Source organism: Marinobacter sp. NFXS9 (genome assembly GCF_040148665.1).
In the GTDB taxonomy this organism is placed as follows: domain Bacteria; phylum Pseudomonadota; class Gammaproteobacteria; order Pseudomonadales; family Oleiphilaceae; genus Marinobacter_A; species Marinobacter_A mangrovi.
This window is the reverse complement of sequence record NZ_JAGDDW010000001.1, coordinates 209682-229110: the sequence shown is the minus strand read 5'-3', so window position 1 is coordinate 229110 and position 19429 is coordinate 209682. Positions and strand designations below refer to the sequence as shown.

Sequence of the window (19429 nt, the reverse complement as noted above, 5' to 3'; positions counted from 1 at the left end):
CACTTGTGATTGTTGACGGAAACACGCCATGCGTTACCAGGGTCCAACCGGATTCAAACACCAGCAACCCCAGAAAACCGGCATTCTGATTACCAACCTGGGCACACCGGACGCGCCGACGGCGCCAGCCCTGCGCCGATACCTGAGGGAGTTCCTGTCGGATCCCCGGGTGGTGGAATTCCCGCGCCTGCTGTGGTGGCTGATTCTCAACGGGGTCATTCTCCGGATTCGCCCAAAGCGGTCAGCAGCAGCCTACAGCAAGGCCTGGACCGCCGAGGGATCGCCCTTGCTGATTCATACCGCCAACCAGTGCGAGATGCTCAGAGAGCGCCTGCAGGCGCTCTATGGCGACAACGTGGTGGTGGCCTTCGCCATGCGCTATGGCTCGCCGTCCGTCTCTTCGGTTTTGGAGCAGCTGCAACAGGCCGGTGTCCGCCAGCTGCTGGTTCTGCCGCTCTACCCCCAGTATTCGGCATCCACTTCGGCGTCCACGTTCGACGCCATCAGCGCGGATTTCAGTCAGCGCCGTTGGCTGCCGGATTTCCGCTTTATCAGCCACTACCCCGACTATCCGCCCTACATCGAGGCGATGGCCCGTCACATCGAGGCCCATCGCGCCCAACATGGCGCCGGAGAAAAGCTGATTCTGTCCTATCATGGCATTCCCAAACGCTACCTGCTCAACGGCGACCCGTACCACTGCGAGTGTCTGAAAACCTCCCGCTTACTGGCCGAGCGACTGGGCCTGGGCGAGCACGATTACATGACCACGTTCCAGTCCCGTTTCGGACGCGAGGAATGGCTCAAGCCCTATACGGATGAAACCCTCAAGGCACTGCCCGACCAGGGGGTCAAATCCATCGACGTGTTCTGCCCGGGCTTTTCCGCCGACTGCCTGGAAACGATTGAAGAGATCGATGAGGAAAACCGGGGCTATTTCCTGGAAGCCGGCGGCGAGCGCTTTCAGTACATTCCGGCGTTGAATGCCGAGGATGTGCACATCGACGCCCTGGAACAGCTCATCGAAGAAAACCTGAAAGGCTGGACCCTGCGCAGCCCGGGCACCAAAGCCCTGCGGGACCGGGCCCAACGGGCAAAAGCTTTGGGAGCCACCGAATAAACGATTAGTCATCCACAAGAAACGGAAGCCCGCAGGCTTCCGTTTCTTCCTTATTATCGGCCGTTACGACACGGCATCCGGCATTCGCCCGCGAGTGGCCAACTGCCCGCCGATCTCCCGCGACAGGGCCAATCCATCCACAACAAAGTACTGGCGTTCCTGCAAACCGCATTGGCGCAGGATAGCCGGCAGCGTCCGGAATTCGATCCGGAAAGCCAGTCGCGGAACAAACCGATAGGTCTGGCCACGATAACGCCAGGTCACCAGCGGGGCCAGGTGTTCCTGCCCATTGGGATCGGTCTGGCGCTGGCCGACCACATCGTCCCGCCAGCTGATGTGCAGGTCGGTCACGCCGTAACGCGCCTCGAGTTGACGCTCTTCCGTCAAACCAATCACCCGATTCATTGCCATGCTCATCGTTGAGCCTCCTTTGCATGAGGTCGTTACGACCTCCAGTCAACAAGAAATCCAACTCATCTCGTTGTTGTCACGGATCATCCTGATCACGCCTTCTTATTCTTCCCACTATATGGGCAACCGCGTCGACTTCAGGCCCAAAGCGCCGCTATGGCCCGATATGACAGCGCTTCGGCGGGATATGACCGGTTAATGGCCGGATCGCACGGATCAGAGTGGTCCGGATTCCAATCGGACACGAACAGAAATTTAGGCTCAGGGGGTGGCAAGACCGGGGGTTTAGCCTCTAAGTTATAAGCTGTAATGAAGAAAGGTCAGGATTAGGCTGTCATAGAGAGACCAGTCGCCCAGGAATGGGGAGTCCCATTCCATTTTCCATGAACGTGCCGGAACGTCGCGGCATGCCAATCAGGAGAACGCCTATGAACAACGCTGAACTGCAAGCCCTCAAGGAAAAGTACGTTGCGGCCGGAGCTGCCAGCCCGAACGATCAGTTCGCCGACCGGGCGAAGAATGCAGAAGTCTGGGATGCGGACGGCAAGCGGATGATCGACTTTGCCGGGGGTATCGGCGTTCTCAACATCGGCCATCGACACCCGAAAATCGTGGACGCCGTGAAGGCGCAGCTGGATAAGGTGATGCACACCTGCCAGACCGTCATGCCCTACGCCCCTTACGTCCAGCTGGCCGAAAAGCTGTGCAAGGTTTCACCGGTGACCGGGGACGCGGCCAAGGCCTGTATGTTCAACGCCGGTGCCGAAGCGTTGGAGAATGCCGTCAAGATTGCCCGGTGCGCTACCGGACGCCACGGCGTCATCTGCTTTGACGGCGGCTACCATGGCCGGACCCTGATGACCCTGGCCATGACCGGTAAGGTTCTGCCCTACAAACACGACTTCGGCCCCATGCCCGGCGGGGTTTTCCGCGCGCCCTTCCCGATTCCCTACCACGGGATCACCGAGGAAGACGCGCTGGATGCGCTTCACATGCTGTTCAAGACCGACATCCCGACCAAGGACGTCGCAGCGATTGTCGTTGAGGCGGTCCAGGGTGAAGGCGGCTTCTACATCGCACCGCCTAGCTTCCTGCAGGCGCTGCGCAAGATCTGTGACGATCACGGCATCGCCCTGATCGTGGACGAAGTGCAGTCAGGCTTCGGCCGTACCGGCAAGATGTTCGCCATCGAGCACAGCAATGTGAAGCCGGACATCATGACCATGGCCAAGAGCATGGCGGACGGCATGCCGATTTCCGCCGTGGTCGGCAACGCCCGCATGATGGACGCCTCCGGTCCCAACAGCCTGGGCGGCACCTACAGCGGCAGCCCTCTGGCCTGTGCGTCGGCGCTGGCCGTGCTGGAGGTGTTTGAAGAGGAAAACATCCTCGAGAAAAGCGTGGTTCTGGGCAACAAGCTGGACAAACGCTTCCTGCAGTGGCAGGACAAGTTCAAACACGTCGACAACGTCCGCCACCTTGGGCCCATGGCCGCCTTCGAATTGGTGACGGACAAAGCCTCTCGCAACCCGGAGCCGGAGATGACTGGCGCCCTGGTCAAGAAGTGCAAGGAAAAAGGGCTGATCCTGCTCAACTGTGGCCTCTGGGGCAACTCGATCCGCGTGCTGATGCCCATCACCATCGAGGACGATGTGCTCGAAGAGGGCCTGGCGATCATGGAGGAGAGTCTGGCCGAACTGGAAGCCTGAACTGCATCCACGGTACAGTGGTGGGTGGTGCAAAGGCCGCCCGCCACTCTTTGACAATTACTGTTCACACACCGTTTTTTCGAAGTCCCGTTCGCATTGATCGAGCCAAAACAGGCCATCAGCGGCCTTCTTGGCCCCGGATTTGGCCATGGAGGCATTGGTCGCCAGTTCAGCGGCCGACGCGCATTGTTCGCTGGAGGCTCGAATCAAGCCGGCGGACAGGGACACTAACGGGAAACAGCGTTCCCGACCATCCCGGTCCAGGGCCGTGATTTGCTTTGATTCACGGATACCCTCGGGATATCGTTTGAGCGCATCTGCTGCAAAGAGCTGTTGAACCCTACGGCAACGGCCTTCGATGTCGGTGCCGTTGCAGAAGACGACAAAATCATCGCCGCCGATGTGGCCAACCCAATCCCCCTCCTCTTCGAAGACCGAGCGAATCTGTCGTGCAAGGGCGAGGATCACTTCGTCACCCTCGACGTATCCCAGCAAGTCATTGAACGGCTTGAAGTGGTCGATATCGAAATAGACGCATACGAATGGCTCCCCGCGCCGCAACCGCATTTCGGCTTCCTTCTGAATCATCACATTGCCCGGTAACTGGCTCAGCGGATTGGCATGACGAGCCTGCTCGATACGGCGTTGGGTCAGCATTTTCAGGATGGAGCGGGTCGATCCCAGCCCCATGTATTCGCCGTCCCGCGTCACGATGAAATGCTGCTTCAGATAATACAAATCGTCTTCCAGCAACGACTGGCTGACCGCCTCAATTGACTCATCGTGCTCGACAACCAGCGCGTCCTGACTCATCACACTTTGAACGGTTTTCCTTTCGTTCAGCGACCGCCCATAAGTCGTACTGAATACCTCCATCAGGCGCCATTTATGGAGCAGACCCAGAGGGCGATCATTATCGACGACCGGCAAGGCAAACACCGAAGGTGAGGCCTGCAAACGGTCCCAGGCTTCGCCAAGCGTTGCGGTTGGAGATAGCGGCTCGATAAAGCGCCCCAGGTAGCCGGCATCCGATGTCTCCCGATTGCGGCGAGCCATCATGCCGTCGTCGAGGACATCGAGATTCGCCCCGGGAAACGGACTCGGCCGCCCCAGCAGATACCCCTGAATCAAGTGAATCCCCATTGAGCGCAACAGTGCGAGCTCGGCGCCGGTCTCAACACCCTCGGCAATCAGTCGGCACCCCAGGCGTCCGCACAAGTTGATCACAGAGCGTACGAATTCCTTCTTGACCAGATCGTGGTCGACGTCACGAATGAAGTGCCGATCGATCTTGACGAAATCCGGCTGGATTTCGGACCACAGCTTCAAACCGGAATAGCCGGTGCCGAGGTCATCGATCGCAATCAGAAAGCCGCGCCTTTTCAGCGCAATCAGGCGGGACTTGAGTTGCTCCGGGTCCTCAATGGGGTATCGCTCCGACAACTCAATCACAATACTACCCGGCTTGACGCCGTTGGCGGTCAGCATCGCCTCTAGTCGCTCCTCAGAGAACATGTCTGGCGCAAGCAGGCCCGGAGAGACATTGACGAATATCAGATGATCGATACCGTAACGCAGGCAACTTCGGGCAGCTTCCATCAGACAGGCCCGTTCGAGGCCGATCACCCGACCACACTGCTCTCCGGCCTGGAACAGAGAAGGAGCGCCATGCAGTGGACTGTCCGAAGGACCCCGACTAAGCACTTCATAGCCCAATACGGCTCGGTTCCGGCAGTCAACGATGGGCTGGAACAGCGTCGAAATCAGTTGCTGTTCAATGATGCGCTGGAGTTCACGGGCCTGGTCTCTGGCTGTCATACCCTCTCCCGCCGACTCAAATCTGGAAACGAACAATCAAGATGCCCAAAGACGATGAAGGCTCACATAACGGTTCACTGATCGGTTGCGCCTCTGGCCTCATATGACGGCCATCTTCAACCTATCAACGACCCACTTCAGAGCCTATGAGAGCTAGATGACACTTTTGTTGCAAAAAAGAGCCAAATACCTGAAATAACGACAATACCCTCATATTTCACTGCATTTAACACCAACCGTATTCGCCTGACATCGTTGGCTGCTCAACGTCGGGCAGGCTGGTATGCTGACGATACAGAGGAAGAAAGGACTGACATCGTGAAACTGAATTGCGACCTGGGCGAGAGCTTTGGCGCCTGGACCATGGGCAACGATGAAGCGGTCATGCCCCTGATCGACATGGCCAACATTGCCTGCGGTTTCCATGCGTCCGATCCCGACATCATGGTGAAAACGGTACGGTTGGCCGCCAGCCACGGTGTGATGATGGGAGCCCACCCGGCCTATGCCGACCTTCAGGGGTTTGGGCGTCGGTCGATGCCCCACACGGCGGAGCAGATCCACGCCTTGATCTGGTACCAGGTCGGCGCGCTGGACGGCATCTGTCGGGCGGCTGGCCAACAGGTGGCCTACGTCAAACCCCATGGGGCGCTGAACAACGACATGATGAAGGACCCGGCCATTCTTGAGGCCGTCCTGAAAGCCGTTCACGATTACAACCCGAGCCTGACGCTCATGATTCCCGCAACCCGACTGCACGGCGAACATCGGGCCCTGGCTGCGCAATACGGTGTCCCGCTCTGGCTCGAAGCGTTTGCCGACCGGGCTTACGACAGCGAAGGACAACTGGTATCACGCCGGCAGCCGGGCGCGGTCCATCACGAGGCCGCCACCATAGTGGCCCAGGCCCGCAGCTTCGCCGAACAGGGCGGTGTTCGAAGCATCGAAGGCCAATGGCTCGATCTGCCTGCAGACAGCCTGTGCGTGCATGGCGACAACCCCGAATCCCTGGCCGCCGTGAAAGCGATACGCGAGGCGCTGGGAAAAGCCGCGTGATCATCGAGCCCGTCTCCGAAGACAGTGTCCTGATCCGCTTTGGCGATACGCTGGATGAGCAGTTGACCCCGAGGATCCTGGCTGCGCAGCAAACGATCACCGAACAACTCGGCGACTGGATCATCGATCAGGTGCCCGCCTACACCACGTTGCTTGTCGTTTACGATCTGCACAAGGTGGATTTCCGGCGAGTCATCCGTGCGATCGAGTTCATCCTGACCGCGACGGGTAGAGACACATCAGAGCCCGCCACAGCAGGCCGCATGATTGAGTTACCCGTCTATTACCATCCGGACGTGGGGCTGGATCTCGAAGCGCTGGCCGAACAGGCCGGACTGAGCATTGACGACGTGATCCAGCGGCACACGGCGACGACCTACCGGGTGTTTGCCATGGGCTTTGCCCCCGGTTTCGGTTTCATGGGCACTGTCGATCCGTCGATTGCCGCACCCCGCAAGACGACACCGCGTCAGCGTGTGCCTGCCGGCAGCGTCGGCATCGCCAACCAGCAGACCGCCGTCTACCCGTCTGTCTCACCGGGCGGCTGGAACATCATTGGCCGCTGCCCCACCCAACTGTTCTCACTGGACAGCCTGTCGCTGCTTCAGACGGGCGATCGAGTCTTCTTCACGTCGATATCCCGTGAGGAGTTTCTTGCGCAGGGAGGCGAGCTGTGAGCGGCCTGCGCATTCAAAGCACCGGCCTGCGAACCACCCTGCAGGATGAAGGACGACGACACGGACAACATCTTGGACTGGCCGTCGGTGGCGCCGCCGATCTGCACGCGTTTCGCTGGGCCAACAAGCTGCTGGATAACCCACGTGGGAGCGCCTGCCTGGAAGTCCTGATGGGCGGGTTCAGTGCAGAAGCCACCGGCCCTATGAGCATCGCCGTCACCGGTGCCGCGGGCCGATTGTCGATTAACGGCCGCCGCCAGTCGCTCTGGCGCACGCACGCCCTGCAGGCCGGCGACACCATCAGCCTGGAATCGCCAACCAGCGGTTTGCTCAACTACATTGCCGTTCACGGCGGTTGGCTGGGCAAGGACCTCTGCCAAAGCCGCGCCATGACGCCCCGGGAAGGTTTGCCCGGCCTGAGCGCCGTCGAGCCCGGCCAGTTGATCGAAGCGTCCACGGACATCGCTCCTCACCGGCAGGTGCCTCAAACGTTCCTCCCGGATTACACCGCCCCGCTGACCCTGAACGTCTTCCCGGGCTACCAGTACTCGTCGTTCAGCCACGATGCACGTCGAACGCTGATCACAACGCCCTACACCATCACCCAGCAAATCGACCGCATGGGCTACCGGTTATCGGGCGCCGCCATCGGCGTCCCGGAAATGACACTGCTCTCCGAAGGCATTGCCCTGGGGTCCATACAGGTCCCCGCCGACGGCCAGCCCATCGTCCTGCTCAACGACCGGCAGACCATGGGCGGGTATCCCAAGATCGGCACCGTCGCCGCACTGGACTGCAGCAAGCTCAGCCAGCGAGGGCCAGATACGCCGGTGCGTTTTCAGTTTGCAGACCTGGCGAATGTGCAGTGTGAGCGGGTGGTGTTTGAGGCGTTTTTTGCGAGGACAGCGTGGAACACCAACGGCAATGCCCTCATTTGGCCGTAACGGCCCCCGGGAAAGGTCCGCCACTTAGCTCATCAGACTGCCACCAAAACTGATCAAAAAGCGCACGCCCCATTGTTTTTGCACGAAAATACCGAAAGGGAGTTGCCAAACCAGATCAAAACCATTAGAGTTTGCGCCCTCAGATCGGGGCAGCCCATCTGAAACATTTTATTGGAGAGGTGGCCGAGTGGCTGAAGGCGCACGCCTGGAAAGTGTGTATACGTTAATAGCGTATCGAGGGTTCGAATCCCTCCCTCTCCGCCAATAAAGAAACCCGGCTTTCGAGCCGGGTTTTTTATTGGCCGACCGGGTGGGTAGAAGAACCCTCGCGGGTTCGACCGGAGCAGGCGAAAGCCTGCGGAGGAACGTCAGAGCGCCAGCGACGACGGCCCCGAAGGGGTGAGGCGCAACGCGCCGAATAATCCCGACCGGGTAGCTCCCGCCCCAAATTAGCCCTCGCATATAGAACCCGGCTTTCGAGCCGGTTTTTTTATTGGCTGATTGGGTGGGTAGAAGAACCCTCACGGGTTCGACCGGAGCAGGTACTGCCTGCGGAGGAACGTCGGAGCGTATGCGACGACGGCCCCAAAGGGGTGAGGCGCAAAGCGCCGAATCATCCCTCCCTCTCCGCCAAATTTGAGAAAGCCCGGCAAGAGACCGAGCTTTTAATCTGCCTTACTTCGCGTTCAACCAGAGCGCCTTACCGCTTCTTGGCCCGATAGATAATCCCCGGCTGACACTGAACCATCTCATAGTATTCCGGCAGCCCATTCAGGGATTCCGAAGCGCCCAGGATCAGGTAACCGCCCGGCACCAAGGCGCTGTGCATGCGGGTCAGGATGTCTTTCTTGAGGTCCGCGGAGAAATAGATCAGGACGTTGCGGCAGAACACCAGATCAAACTTGCCCATGATGTAGCGGTCCAGGAGGTTCAGCTCCTTGAACTCGACCATGCTCTTGATCGCAGGCTTGATCTGCCAGCCGCCGGACGGCGAGGACGTAAAGTAGTTGCGTTGACGGTCCGGCGAGAGGCCCCGGCCGATGGCGAGCATTTCGTACTCGCCCCGACGCGCCACTTCCAGGACGCTCCGGGAGATGTCGGTCGCCACGATCCGGACGTCTCCCCGCAGGCGGCCCGGCTTGAGCCGGCGAAACTCGTCGATCGCCATCGCGATGGAATAAGGCTCCTGCCCGGTGGAACAGGCAGCCGACCAGATCCGTAACGGCTGGTTGCCCTTCTGCTCCGCCAGTTCCGGCAGCAATCGCTCATTCAGGATGCGGAAGGGGTGGGTGTCGCGGAACCACAGCGTCTCGTTGGTGGTCATTGCATCGATCACCACCTCACGCAGAGGATCCCGGGGGCGCTGCAATTGCTTGATCAGGCCACCGAGCGTATCGAAGCCGTTTTCCTCAAGGATTTTCCGGAGGCGGCTCTTGACGAGGTATTGCTTGTTGTCGCCCAGCAAAATTCCGCAGGCGTCCTGCAGGAATCCTTTGAAAGCGTCGTATTCCTGGGGAGTAATCTCTGATTTCATGGGCTCTTGCAGCGACTCCGGTCCTTCTCGGCGCGGATCATAGTTGATCCAGCACTTCCATCACCCGCTCAGCGAGCTCGTCTGGGCTGAACTTCGCCATGAAGTCGTCAGCACCCACTTTCTGAACCATGGCCTTGTTAAACACACCGCTCAACGACGTATGCAGCATGATGTACAGCGAGTTCAGCTGCGTGTTTTCCTTGCACCGCGTCACCAGGGTGTAGCCGTCCATTTCCGGCATTTCCACGTCGGAAATCATCATGCACAGGTGATCGCTGATGTCGGAGCCGTCGGCCGTCAGCTCTTTGACGTAGTCCAGGGCCTGTTTGCCGTCGTTACGAGTGACCACCGCCAGTCCGATCGCGGTCAGACAGCGTTCGACCTGGCGCCGCGCCACACTGGAATCGTCGACGACGAGAACGGGACGGGTGGATGTCCGATCGGTTTCGGAGCTGCGGCCCACCAACTCTTCGCCCACATCCTCGCGCAACGGTGCCACCTCGGCCAGGATCTTTTCAACATCGATGATTTCGATCAGTTGATCGTCGATGCGGGCCACGGCGGTCAGATAAACCTCGCGTCCGGCACCCTTGGGCGGCGGCGACACTTCTTCCCAGTTCAGGTTGACGATGCGGTCCACGCTGCCCACCAGGAAACCCTGGGTTCGCCGGTTGTATTCCGACATGATCACGAAGCTTTCGGCGAGGTTACTCGCAGGAATCTCGGGTAACCCGATCGCCAGACTCATGTCGATGATCGGAATGGTCTCGCCCCGGATGTGCGACACCCCCCGGACCACCGACCGGCTCTGCGGGATGGATGACAACTTCGGGCACTGAAGGACTTCCTTCACCTTGAAGACGTTGATGCCGTAGACCTGACGGCCACGCAAGCGAAACAGTAGCAACTCCAGGCGGTTCTGCCCGACCAGCTGCGTTCTCTGATTCACACTGTCCAATACGCCTGCCATAACGCTCTTACCTGTCTTGTTATTCCGTTCCGCGTCAAAAGATGGCCGTTATCATCCATGCTGATTAAATCGGCACAGTTATTGCGACTTTTACCGAAAAGTGTCCGGCATCATCCGCCGGTGACGGAAAGTCGTCAATAGGCCATGGGGCTAGTTGATCGCAATCCTGCCCCTGGATTCAACCGTAAGCATAGGTCATACAGTCCAAAATGCGCATAGTCATTTTCCTCTTGTCCATTGGCATGGTGATCTCGTCACCCCTGAGCGCCGCCGAAAAAACGACGGCGGCCATGATCCGGCAAGCGGCGCAACAGTTCCTCGATCAATACGTCGCGGAGCGCAAGGACGCCGGCCAGACGGCCACCTACAGCCTGGGCCCACTGGATTCACGACTGAATCTGGCCGCTTGCGATGGCGGGCCGTCCGTCAGTTTCACCAGCGATCCGACAGAAACCACGCAGCCAACCCTGTCCGTATCCTGTGATGGCCAGCGCCCCTGGCGCCTTTATCTCTCTGCAACGCTGGAAATTCGCGGCCCGGGGCTGGTCGCCGCCCGCCCGCTAAGCCGGGGCGAGCGCATTACCGAAGGGATGATTGCGACCCAGCCGATAGTCATCAATTCCGTTCGCCGGGGAGCCATCACGCGGCGTGGGGACCTGGTTGGACTGGAGGTCCGGCGCTCTGTGAATTCCGGCACGATTTTCACCCCGGACGTCGTCACCCAGCCCGATGCCGTGTCCCGGGGCGACCATGTTATTATCGTCGCCCGCAGTGGATCGATTGCCGTGCAGTCCCGAGGCAAAGCACTGGGAGATGGGCGCGTGGGTGAACAGATCATGGTCCAGAACCTGCGTTCCGAAAAGACGTTGCGTGCGCAGGTCACGTCTCCGGGACACGTTGAAGTCCCGATGTAGGCAAGGCGGAAGAGGCTTGCCGATGTCCGGCAATCCCCTGCCGCAAAAATAATTGCCGTTTTCGCTAAAGATTCACTAAAGCCGGCCGATACAAACTGTAACCGGTTTAACTCACTTATCCGCAGGTACCGTTATGACAGTTGACTTTAATGGAATTGGCCCCGGCCAGGTCAACTCCAAGACCACCTCCACGAATACCAGCAAGGCCAACACACAAACGCCGTCGACACCGACGCCGACCGAACAGGCTCGCACCCAGGGTTCACGCCCGGATAACGTCAGCCTGAGCAGCCAGGCGCGTGACCTGAAGAAACTGGAAGAGCAGATGAGCAGCTATCCGGAAGTGGATGACGATCGCATCGAGCAGATCAAGTCTGCTTTGGCCGATGGCAGCTACAAGGTGGATGCAGAGAAAGTGGCCCAGAAAATGCTTGATATGGATAAAAGCATTTTTGGATGAGTAGATCATGGCCGCCATCGATGATTTGAAAGCATTGCTCCACAAAGACATCCAGCAACTCGAACAACTGGGCGGATTGCTGGCGTCAGAGAAACAACTGCTCAAGACCTCGGACATGGCAGGCCTCGAAGCCCTGACACGGGAAAAGAACCACCTGCTCAACGAGGTCCGCGAACGAGCCAAGCGCAAGATCCACGCGCTGGTTGCAATGGGCTTCAATCCCCGGCACGGCCAGCCTTCCACTTTCATCCGGGCAGCCGGCGTTGAAGAACTGACCCAGCTCTGGAACGAAGCCGAGAATCGCCTGAAGGCCTGCCAGCGTCTCAATCAGGTCAATGGCCGTATCATTGGTAATCTGCAACAGCGCCTCGGGCGTCTGACGGAAATCTTCCGGGGCTGTGCCGACCAGGCCAAACTCTACGGCGCCAAAGGGCAATCCACGGCCGTTAGCCACAAAACGGTACTGGCAAGCGCCTGACACGCCAACCTGTCAGCCACCCCATTGTTGAGGGGATAAATCAAGCATTCTGGGAAAGGAAAGACCGGGCTGGACAGCACACTCAGCCCCGGGAACGGCCCAGCTTATGGCCGCGTGTAGATCGTCATATGCGATTCTGGCGAGAAGCGGATGTTGTGCAGGCTGACATTCCCCATGGAAGGCCCCTGGGTACCTGACACCCGGATTTCGTTCATTTCCACGCTCTCAATACGCTCCGGCAGAGCCAGTCTCAGACCGCCATCAGCCAGAAGTTCCAGCCTCGGCTCGTCTTCCCGGTAATGCACGCCGCTGATGGTCAGATCGGAGTCCAGGAAATTCAGCACCGGCACAAAGGCGTGCGTGACCAGTTTCAGGCCTTCGATGGCGTCGGCTTTCTGCTCATCACCGTTGGCCGCGTCATCCGGCATTTGGGCGACTCGCTCAATCCGCGCCAGCAGGTCATCGGTTCCCTGCCCGGCAACTCCGCTCATTTCTGCATCCGTCAATGGACGGAAGCCACTGCCTTGCAGCATTTCATCGGACGTGATGGCGCCCTCAGCCTTCTCCGGTGTTGCCGACGCCAACGTAACCACAGGCTGCAGCGGTAATGCCACCATCGCCACGACAGCGGCGGCACGCCGGTAGTGGCGCTGCTGGCGCAAGGCCCGGGACAGATCCCGTTCGCTGACCCAACCGGCGGCAACCAGAACCTCACCGAGCAATGCACCAGATGCGCGCTGCTGTTCCAGCGCCTGTTCCAGTTGCGCTTCACTGATGTGACCGCGATTGACGAGGAGTCGCCCAAGTCGCGACTTTTCCTGATAACCCTGAGTGTTCTTCACCTGTTTCCTCCGTGTGGCTCGACGCGCATCAACGATCTGCGAAACCGCTCGCGATGCCGGCAAGTCTCAGGCCTGCCTGCCGACTCTCGCGTTCGCTGTATCAGTCCACGCAAAGCATGGATCGGGATCACGCACCTGTACAGAAACTGATCGAATCGATACGTAACGCCCGGTGAGCAAAGCGCGCCTGTTTGTTGTCATTGTTTTTATAACGCCGGGTCGGTAACCCATCACGAGCGTTTCGTGACAATCGGCGAGCATCCTGCAAGCGGCTGATTTCCCTTAATAGCCGTGGAAATCTGATAAACTGCCCGGCACCCTGATCAAAGCATGAGGATCCTGTCTTGACGAGTCTCACCCTCAAAAACAACGTTAAATATCCCTATGGTGTGATCTTCCTTCGAGGATTGATTGCACTGATCCTGACCACAGGATTGGTCACAGGCGTTCAGGCAGCGACCAGCGATCAGAATTCATTTCCTCAGGTCCGCCTTGATACCACCGAGGGCGTTGTGACCATTCGCTTGCGACCGGACGTGGCGCCGAAGACCGTGGCCAATTTCCTGGAATACGTTAAGGCCGGATACTACGACGGCACCGTCTTTCATCGGGTCATTCCCAGCTTTATGGTCCAGGGCGGCGGTTTCACGGCCGACCTGAGCCGTAAGACCACCCGTGCTCCGGTACCCAACGAAGCCAGCGAGACGTTCGGTAATGTGCGCGGCTCCGTTGCCATGGCGCGAACCAACGATCCCGACTCGGCCACCTCCCAGTTCTTTATTAACCTCGTCGACAATCACTTTCTCGACAAGGGCGTTCGTGGCGCAGGCTACACCGTCTTCGGCACCGTCACCGACGGGATGGGCGCCGTCGACGCCATCGGCAATGTGCCGACCGAACGGCAGTCCGGCATGGCCGACGTTCCCGAGACGCCGGTCGTGATCCGCTCCGCCACCGTGATCGAGCCTGACCAGGACACCAAGCCCTGATGTCCGGGGCACCGTCGATGTCAGCCACCCTTCGCCCGCCGGCGATTGAATCGGCTGATCTGGAATGGCGCGACGGGCAACCGGTCTCCAAGCGCTTTGGCGACGTTTACTTCAGCCGGGAAAACGGCCTGGAGGAAACCCGTTACGTGTTTTTGGGCTATAACCGGCTGGAAGAGCGCTTCCGGGCCCTCGCCAGTGGCTCCACGTTCGTCGTTGCCGAAACCGGCTTTGGCACCGGTCTTAATTTCCTCGCAACCTGGCAGGCATGGCGGGAACAGGCGCCGGCCGATGCGCAGCTTCATTTCGTCTCCGTAGAGCGCTTCCCGCTTACCCGGGCCGACCTGCAGCAGGCACTGGCCCTGTGGCCAGAGTTGGAACCTTTAGCGAACGATCTGCTTACCGAGTACCCGCCTCTGGTCACCGGTGTCCATCGTCTGGTATTTGACGAAGGCCGGGTTCGGCTCACCCTGTATTTCGGTGCGGCGCAGGACGCCTGGCAAGCGCTCGCCTTTCAGGCCGACGCCTGGTTTCTTGACGGTTTCGCACCGGCCCTGAACCCGGACCTCTGGGCGGAAGGCCTGATCCGGTCCGTCGCCGGACACAGCCAGCCAGGCACCACCTTTGCCACCTTCACAGCCGTCGGCGCCGTTCGTCGCGCGCTCCAGGCGGAAGGCTTTACCGTGCGCAAAGTGCCCGGATTTGGGCGCAAACGGGAGATGCTGGCCGGCGAGCTGACAGATGATGGAAATCAGACGACGAAACACACCAATCCCGAAGGCGCCGATGGCGAAGTCCTGGTGATTGGCGCCGGCATCGCCGGGTCGCTGGTGGCCCGAAACCTGGCCGATCGGGGCCGCACTGTGCGGGTGCTATCAAAAGGCCCGGGCCCGGCGGATGGCGCCTCCGGCAATCCCCAGGCTGCCCTTTACGTCAAACTCGGTGTCGATTACGGCCCGGAAACCCAACTGGCCCTGCATGCCCTGCTGCACGCCCAGCGCGCCTACACCCGCTATGCACGGCAATGTGCGCCGGCGTCATTCTGGTATCCCGACGGCCTTCTGCAGCTCGCCACCACCGAGCAGGAAAAATCCCGGCAAGCCCGGTTCCTGGATCGCAATGACTTTCCGGAGGCCATCCTGCGCCCGGTCTCTTCGGCCGAAGCCAGTGAGCTGGCCGGCTGCCCGATCAACCATGACGGCCTCTGGTTTCCCGCGAGCGGCTGGTTGGAGCCCGTGAACGTGTGCACCGCACTGCTTGAGCACCCACGCATCACCTGTGAATTTGGATGCGAGGTCACCGACATAACCGCCCGCGACGGCGTCTGGCACCTCGGTGATCAACGCGGCCATCAGTGGCAGGCGCGACACGTGGTGGTCACCGGAGGGCATGAGGTGGGCGATGTGCTGCCCGGGCCCTCCCGGTACCGGTTCCGCGCCATTCGCGGCCAGGTAACGCAGTTGCCGTCGGACCGCCTGAACAATCCCCGGGTGGTCATCTGTGGCCAAAGCTACGTCAACCCTGCTCATCGGGGATATGCGGTGACGGGAGCCACGTTTGACCTGAAAGACAGCGATCCCGGCGTGCGCTCGTCGTCCCACCGGGACAATATCGAAAAGCTGGAGAGCTGGCTGCCCGGCATCTGGCGCCAGGGCACGCCTCCTTCGGTCGACGCCATGGCCGGGCGCACGAGCTTCCGCTGCACGACACACGACTATCAGCCCGTGGTCGGTTCTGTCGACGCCGAGCAGGATGGCCTGTACGTGCTGACCGGACTCGGTAGCAAGGGCTTCGCGTTTGCCCCGCTATTGGCCGAGTGGCTGGTGGACCAGCTCACCGGGCAACCGATGTGTCTACCCGAGTCGCTGAGCGCCCGGCTGTCTCTGGAGCGCTGCCTGTCGCCCGAATGAAAAATCCCGACCATCCGGCAGGTTGCGCATTGTTACGATAAAGTCATTCACATTTGCAACGATCGGCCGATAAGCTGTTAGAGGGCCCGGTGTGATTAAATAGGGTCTACCAGCAGTTTGCGAGGATGGCCAATGCCCATATTTGTCACCGAGCCGGGAAGGCCCCAGCCCACCCGGCTGCCCGAGGCTGCCCGGGGACAGTCCATCGGGGTGGTCGATGAACTCAACGAGAGTCAGCCGATCCACGAAAGCCGCAACGAACCGGTCGATCCCACCCGGAGCCGTCAGCAAGAGGCGGCCGTCAAGCGAGCCATTTCCGAATACGGTGAACAGGCCCAGTCTGACTCGGACGGGCCCGGCGGCTACCTGCCGGTCTCCCGCATGGCCTCCGACACCCTTTTCTCACTGCCTGCCGGCGCCACGCTGGCCGATGGTCTCAAGGAAATGCAGCGCCACGATGTGCATCACCTGCTGATCACGTCAGAAGACGCGGTTGCCGGCCTGGTCGACGACCGGTGGATTCTCAACTGGCTGCATCAGCACCATGACGATGAGCGCCTGGTCCGCTTTGCGAGCATTGAGCTCCCCTCATTCCTGACAGCCACTCCCGAAACCGATGCCCATCAGCTGGCGCGCCTGATGCTTGCCCATCAGCTCAGCGCGGCGCTGGTCATCGGCCCACAGAGTCTCCCGCTGGCCATCGTCACCAATACGGACTTCCTGCGCCTGTATGCGGAGAACAGCGTTCAGGAAGGCAACGTCTGACCCCTTACGCAATCAGGGGGTGTTCAGAAGCTGGCCATCGCCGTTGAGCAGGACCAGATGATAGACCCGGCTTCCGGACGAGCCGCTGGCAACCAGGGCAACAATCTCCGCGTCCTCATAGGCCGCCAGTTTGATCAGCCTGGCGTTGCTGCCCAGTGACGGATACTGCTCCCGGTCATCTTCAACCAGCTTTGTGAATTCATGCTCGATGGGGTCATCTTCCTCATCTTCGGCCGGCTCTTCGACCACCTCGTCTTCGCTTCGCACGCGCGCCAGGATCATGCCAGCCCCCTTGCCCTCAACGAAAGCCGCATCACTGTGGCCACCAACAATCATGTCGCCATCGAAAGCGGTCAGCGCGGTGAAACTGTCGCTTGCCACATCGTCCGGATCGTTGAGGGAAATGGCGGTCCTGAAGTTGCCTGAGAGATCGTACGACAGCAGATAACCCTGCTTGGAGGAGTCCGATGCGTCGGTGACCAGTTCCGCGACATACTCGTCCGTATTGATATCGCGCCGATACCCGAAGTTGCCATCGCCCAGCATCCAGTAGCTGGACGAGGCCGCGACGGCGGTATTGAGCGTGTCGTTCGAAGACGTACCGACCTGAACGATGCTCGGCGAGCTCTCGGTGCCACCGGAATAGCTCGACGTAAACAGATCCCGCCCGCCAAGGGGTGTTTCATCACCTATCTGGCCCAGCGTCGTACCGGCCAGATAGGCGGTGGAACTGGACACGCCCAATCCCGCCAGCGTGTCATCCGATGACGAACCCTGTTGGCTGGTCCAGGCGATCACCGGGGACTGGACGGCGTCTTCGGTCTCGGTATCGATCCGCTGGGCATAAACGTCCTTACCGCCAGCGCGGGTTTCACCGGACCAGGTGCCCGCCGTTTCACCGGCAATGAAAACCCGGTTGCTGGCGTTGATGCCAATCCTGAGGGGTGTGTCGTCACCGCCGGAGCCAAACTGGCCATGCCAGAGCTCGGAGTATGCGGCGTCGCCAGCGTCACGGCGGAACAGATAGACCGCCTCATCCTTGCCACCCCGGTTGCTGGCGCCGCTAATCGCACCGTCGGTGGCAAACGTCAGCGCCAGTGCATTGCGCACACGGGATTCCGTGCCGGCTTCTATCGTGGTTCGCAGGAAGGCCAACCTGGGCTGTGGATCCACGCCGCTGTCCGCACTCAAGGTAAACGTTTTCTCCGGCGCACCGCCAAACCGATTGTAGATGTCGACCACCACATCGTAGTGGCCATCGCTGGAATCCTTGAGAGCGCTGGCCACAAACATCCGACCGTTGTCGCCAACCACCACATCGCTCGGCGTCTTGCCGGCCGATTCGTCGCCGACTTCCAGCGGGCTGTCGAGCTCGTTCAGCCAGACTTTCAGGTCGCTTTCACTGGCCGCGTAGTTGGGGCGACCATCCTGATAGTCGGAATCGACGCTCACACTGACGTATTCGTCGTTATTGTCCGGACCATCTCCTGTGGGATTTTCCGAGGCGGGCGGTGCTGACGAGTCGTCGATGGCTCTCACCTGGAATTCCACGGTATCGACGCCCTCGCTGAACGTCAGCTCATCGCCGGCCACATAGGTGGTCGAGCCCACGTCATCCGGCACCAGGAATTCGTAATCCGGATCGGTGGCCGTGGCGTTGTCGCTGTCATTGATTAGTCGCACCTTGTATACGGTGTCATCCGGCTCCTGCTTGCGATCGAGCACGGCCTGGAAATTCTGGGTATCGCCTTCGTTGATGGCGCTGACGCTGTGGCCCTTCAAGCTCTGGAAAGTCACGGCCGGCTGGTTGTCGGCGATGGATAACGACTCCGAGACGCCGTCATTGTCCCCGCCCAGCGCCACCAGTCCCTGGCGCACCTCGGTCAAGGCAATCTCAAACTGCTCGGTGGGCTCGGCGAATTGATCGTCAACCACTTCCAGTCGGATAAAGCACTCGGTAATGCCCCGGTCGATCGTAAGCACGCCGGAAGTATCGTCGATCACCTCAATATAGTCGGGCTGTGGCAGGCGCTCTTCGCCACCACTGTTGTTCCGATTGCCGGCCAGCACCACGTCCTTGCCAAGCTGGGCCTCTTCCCGGTTACGCAGCGAAAACTCGCAGTCCTGACCGGAGGTCGCGCCGTCATCGCAGGCCGTCGGATCGTAGTCCGACTGGAGCTCAAACGCGATTTTGGTGGTCTGGACAGAGGGCTGGTCCAGCAACACGCGCACGATCACCGGATAGGTTTTCAGGGTTGCCGATTCAGACCCCGACACGGTCCCGTCCGTATTGAAGGTATCGTAGGTGATCTGATGCAGACCGGTACCCTTCATGGGTGGCATGGCGCAGGTTTCACCTTCACCGGCACCGTCCACATCGTCGGATCGCTCCCCCTCGGTAAAATTCTCCGCGGAGGCGGTCACCAGATTCTGCTTCACTTCGATATCAAACGGTTGGACGCCGACCCGGGAACCATCGGTTGCGGTCAGGTTGATATCGTTGGTGGTCCCCAGGTCCGCTTCTCCACGGTTGCCGCCGGTTACCCCCGGCACGCCGCGGATGATGATGCCCTCGCGTGCCTTGTTGCTGGTGTCTTCCATGGCCAGCCAGGGCGGTGCGTTGGTCAGCGAGTAATCGAGGATGGCATCGCCGCCATAGGCGCCGAAGTTGTAGTAATACTCCACGCCCAGATAAGCCGTTTTCGCGGGCGTGCCCAAAACCGTGGGATTGTCGGGGGATTTTTCGGTCTTACAGCCCGCCAGCGCCATGATGGCGGGGATCAGGACGATGCCCACCGCTGACCATCGGGAGCGTCTTGATACTGTATTCGTTAC

17 protein-coding genes and 1 tRNA gene are annotated in these 19429 nt (G+C 60.0%); 12 read left to right on the top strand and 6 right to left on the bottom strand.

Translation table 11 applies throughout. The features are described from left to right. Nucleotides 1-28 precede the first annotated feature (28 nt). Nucleotides 29-1120, top strand: a complete 1092-nt coding sequence (hemH, locus tag J3364_RS01035) for a ferrochelatase (RefSeq protein ID WP_349555955.1) — start codon at nucleotides 29-31, stop codon at nucleotides 1118-1120. Nucleotides 1121-1183: 63 nt separating this feature from the next. On the opposite strand, the gene J3364_RS01030 is transcribed toward hemH, so the two are convergent. Beyond that, entirely contained in the window at nucleotides 1184-1537 is a 354-nt protein-coding gene (locus J3364_RS01030) for a hypothetical protein (RefSeq protein ID WP_349555953.1), read from the bottom strand. 422 nt (nucleotides 1538-1959) lie between these two features. Between J3364_RS01030 and gabT the strand changes: the two genes are divergently transcribed. After that, nucleotides 1960-3240: a 4-aminobutyrate--2-oxoglutarate transaminase gene (gene gabT, locus J3364_RS01025; RefSeq protein WP_349555951.1), complete on the top strand. Its 1281-nt coding sequence runs from the start codon at nucleotides 1960-1962 to the stop codon at nucleotides 3238-3240. Between the two features lie 57 nt (nucleotides 3241-3297). Here the strand turns inward: gabT and J3364_RS01020 are convergent, their stop codons facing one another. Further along, complete coding sequence (locus J3364_RS01020) at nucleotides 3298-5058, bottom strand: GGDEF domain-containing protein (protein WP_349555949.1); 1761 nt, start codon at nucleotides 5056-5058, stop codon at nucleotides 3298-3300. A gap of 363 nt (nucleotides 5059-5421) precedes the next feature. On the opposite strand from J3364_RS01020, the gene J3364_RS01015 reads away from it, so the two are divergent. From J3364_RS01015 to J3364_RS01000, 4 genes are all read left to right on the top strand, one after another. Further along, the gene (locus J3364_RS01015; protein ID WP_502882468.1) at nucleotides 5422-6114 is read left to right on the top strand and encodes a 5-oxoprolinase subunit PxpA; all 693 of its coding nucleotides are present in this window, start codon (nucleotides 5422-5424) and stop codon (nucleotides 6112-6114) included. Further along, nucleotides 6114-6791 carry a 5-oxoprolinase subunit PxpB gene (gene pxpB / locus J3364_RS01010; RefSeq protein WP_502882467.1) on the top strand — a complete coding sequence of 226 codons (678 nt, stop codon included), beginning with the start codon at nucleotides 6114-6116 and terminating at the stop codon, nucleotides 6789-6791. The genes J3364_RS01015 and pxpB overlap by 1 nt, the downstream gene beginning before the upstream one ends. Beyond that, nucleotides 6788-7735, top strand: coding sequence for a 5-oxoprolinase subunit C family protein (locus J3364_RS01005; RefSeq protein ID WP_349555944.1), 948 nt, complete (start codon nucleotides 6788-6790; stop codon nucleotides 7733-7735). Before pxpB ends, J3364_RS01005 begins: the two co-directional genes overlap by 4 nt. A 173-nt stretch (nucleotides 7736-7908) precedes the next feature. Then, a tRNA-Ser gene (locus J3364_RS01000) sits at nucleotides 7909-7999 on the top strand. 436 nt (nucleotides 8000-8435) lie between these two features. Here J3364_RS01000 and J3364_RS00995 read toward each other — a convergent pair. Together J3364_RS00995 and J3364_RS00990 are read right to left on the bottom strand one after the other, a co-directional pair. Next, nucleotides 8436-9269, bottom strand: a complete 834-nt coding sequence (locus tag J3364_RS00995; RefSeq protein WP_349555943.1) for a CheR family methyltransferase — start codon at nucleotides 9267-9269, stop codon at nucleotides 8436-8438. 37 nt (nucleotides 9270-9306) lie between these two features. Then, nucleotides 9307-10239 carry a chemotaxis protein CheV gene (locus tag J3364_RS00990; RefSeq protein ID WP_123634799.1) on the bottom strand — a complete coding sequence of 311 codons (933 nt, stop codon included), beginning with the start codon at nucleotides 10237-10239 and terminating at the stop codon, nucleotides 9307-9309. 209 nt (nucleotides 10240-10448) lie between these two features. Between J3364_RS00990 and flgA the strand changes: the two genes are divergently transcribed. From flgA to J3364_RS00975, 3 genes are all read left to right on the top strand, one after another. Next, a complete protein-coding gene (gene flgA, locus J3364_RS00985) occupies nucleotides 10449-11153 on the top strand; it encodes a flagellar basal body P-ring formation chaperone FlgA (protein ID WP_349555942.1) in 705 nt (234 codons plus the stop codon). A gap of 133 nt (nucleotides 11154-11286) precedes the next feature. Further along, entirely contained in the window at nucleotides 11287-11613 is a 327-nt protein-coding gene (flgM, locus tag J3364_RS00980) for a flagellar biosynthesis anti-sigma factor FlgM (protein WP_349555940.1), read from the top strand. Nucleotides 11614-11620: 7 nt separating this feature from the next. Continuing rightward, nucleotides 11621-12091 (top strand): flagella synthesis protein FlgN, encoded by a 471-nt coding sequence (locus tag J3364_RS00975; RefSeq protein WP_203140866.1) that lies wholly within the window; start codon nucleotides 11621-11623, stop codon nucleotides 12089-12091. A 104-nt stretch (nucleotides 12092-12195) separates the two neighbouring features. Here the strand turns inward: J3364_RS00975 and J3364_RS00970 are convergent, their stop codons facing one another. Next, nucleotides 12196-12933, bottom strand: a complete 738-nt coding sequence (locus J3364_RS00970; RefSeq protein WP_349555938.1) for a cyclic di-GMP-binding domain-containing protein, MshE-related — start codon at nucleotides 12931-12933, stop codon at nucleotides 12196-12198. Nucleotides 12934-13340: 407 nt separating this feature from the next. Between J3364_RS00970 and J3364_RS00965 the strand changes: the two genes are divergently transcribed. The 3 genes from J3364_RS00965 to J3364_RS00955 all read left to right on the top strand — a co-directional run bounded on the left by J3364_RS00965 (nucleotide 13341) and on the right by J3364_RS00955 (nucleotide 16594). Beyond that, nucleotides 13341-13922 (top strand): peptidylprolyl isomerase, encoded by a 582-nt coding sequence (locus J3364_RS00965; protein ID WP_502882466.1) that lies wholly within the window; start codon nucleotides 13341-13343, stop codon nucleotides 13920-13922. A 17-nt stretch (nucleotides 13923-13939) separates the two neighbouring features. Then, nucleotides 13940-15829 carry a bifunctional tRNA (5-methylaminomethyl-2-thiouridine)(34)-methyltransferase MnmC2/FAD-dependent 5-carboxymethylaminomethyl-2-thiouridine(34) oxidoreductase MnmC1 gene (gene mnmC, locus J3364_RS00960; RefSeq protein WP_349555936.1) on the top strand — a complete coding sequence of 630 codons (1890 nt, stop codon included), beginning with the start codon at nucleotides 13940-13942 and terminating at the stop codon, nucleotides 15827-15829. 132 nt (nucleotides 15830-15961) lie between these two features. Then, nucleotides 15962-16594, top strand: coding sequence for a CBS domain-containing protein (locus J3364_RS00955; RefSeq protein ID WP_123634805.1), 633 nt, complete (start codon nucleotides 15962-15964; stop codon nucleotides 16592-16594). Between the two features lie 12 nt (nucleotides 16595-16606). Here the strand turns inward: J3364_RS00955 and J3364_RS00950 are convergent, their stop codons facing one another. Continuing rightward, the gene (locus tag J3364_RS00950) at nucleotides 16607-19390 is read right to left on the bottom strand and encodes a hypothetical protein (RefSeq protein WP_349555934.1); all 2784 of its coding nucleotides are present in this window, start codon (nucleotides 19388-19390) and stop codon (nucleotides 16607-16609) included. Between the last annotated feature and the right edge of the window lie 39 nt (nucleotides 19391-19429).

Coding starts and splice junctions, on each gene's coding strand:
- mnmC (WP_349555936.1), top strand. CDS start 13,940: ATGTCAGCCACCCTTCGCCCGCCGGCGATTGAATCGGCTGATCTGGAA.
- J3364_RS01015 (WP_502882468.1), top strand. CDS start 5,422: ATGGGCAACGATGAAGCGGTCATGCCCCTGATCGACATGGCCAACATT.
- gabT (WP_349555951.1), top strand. CDS start 1,960: ATGAACAACGCTGAACTGCAAGCCCTCAAGGAAAAGTACGTTGCGGCC.
- J3364_RS00995 (WP_349555943.1), bottom strand. CDS start 9,269: ATGAAATCAGAGATTACTCCCCAGGAATACGACGCTTTCAAAGGATTC.
- J3364_RS01020 (WP_349555949.1), bottom strand. CDS start 5,058: ATGACAGCCAGAGACCAGGCCCGTGAACTCCAGCGCATCATTGAACAG.
- hemH (WP_349555955.1), top strand. CDS start 29: ATGCGTTACCAGGGTCCAACCGGATTCAAACACCAGCAACCCCAGAAA.
- flgM (WP_349555940.1), top strand. CDS start 11,287: ATGACAGTTGACTTTAATGGAATTGGCCCCGGCCAGGTCAACTCCAAG.
- J3364_RS01030 (WP_349555953.1), bottom strand. CDS start 1,537: ATGAGCATGGCAATGAATCGGGTGATTGGTTTGACGGAAGAGCGTCAA.
- J3364_RS00990 (WP_123634799.1), bottom strand. CDS start 10,239: ATGGCAGGCGTATTGGACAGTGTGAATCAGAGAACGCAGCTGGTCGGG.
- J3364_RS00955 (WP_123634805.1), top strand. CDS start 15,962: ATGCCCATATTTGTCACCGAGCCGGGAAGGCCCCAGCCCACCCGGCTG.
- J3364_RS00975 (WP_203140866.1), top strand. CDS start 11,621: ATGGCCGCCATCGATGATTTGAAAGCATTGCTCCACAAAGACATCCAG.
- flgA (WP_349555942.1), top strand. CDS start 10,449: ATGCGCATAGTCATTTTCCTCTTGTCCATTGGCATGGTGATCTCGTCA.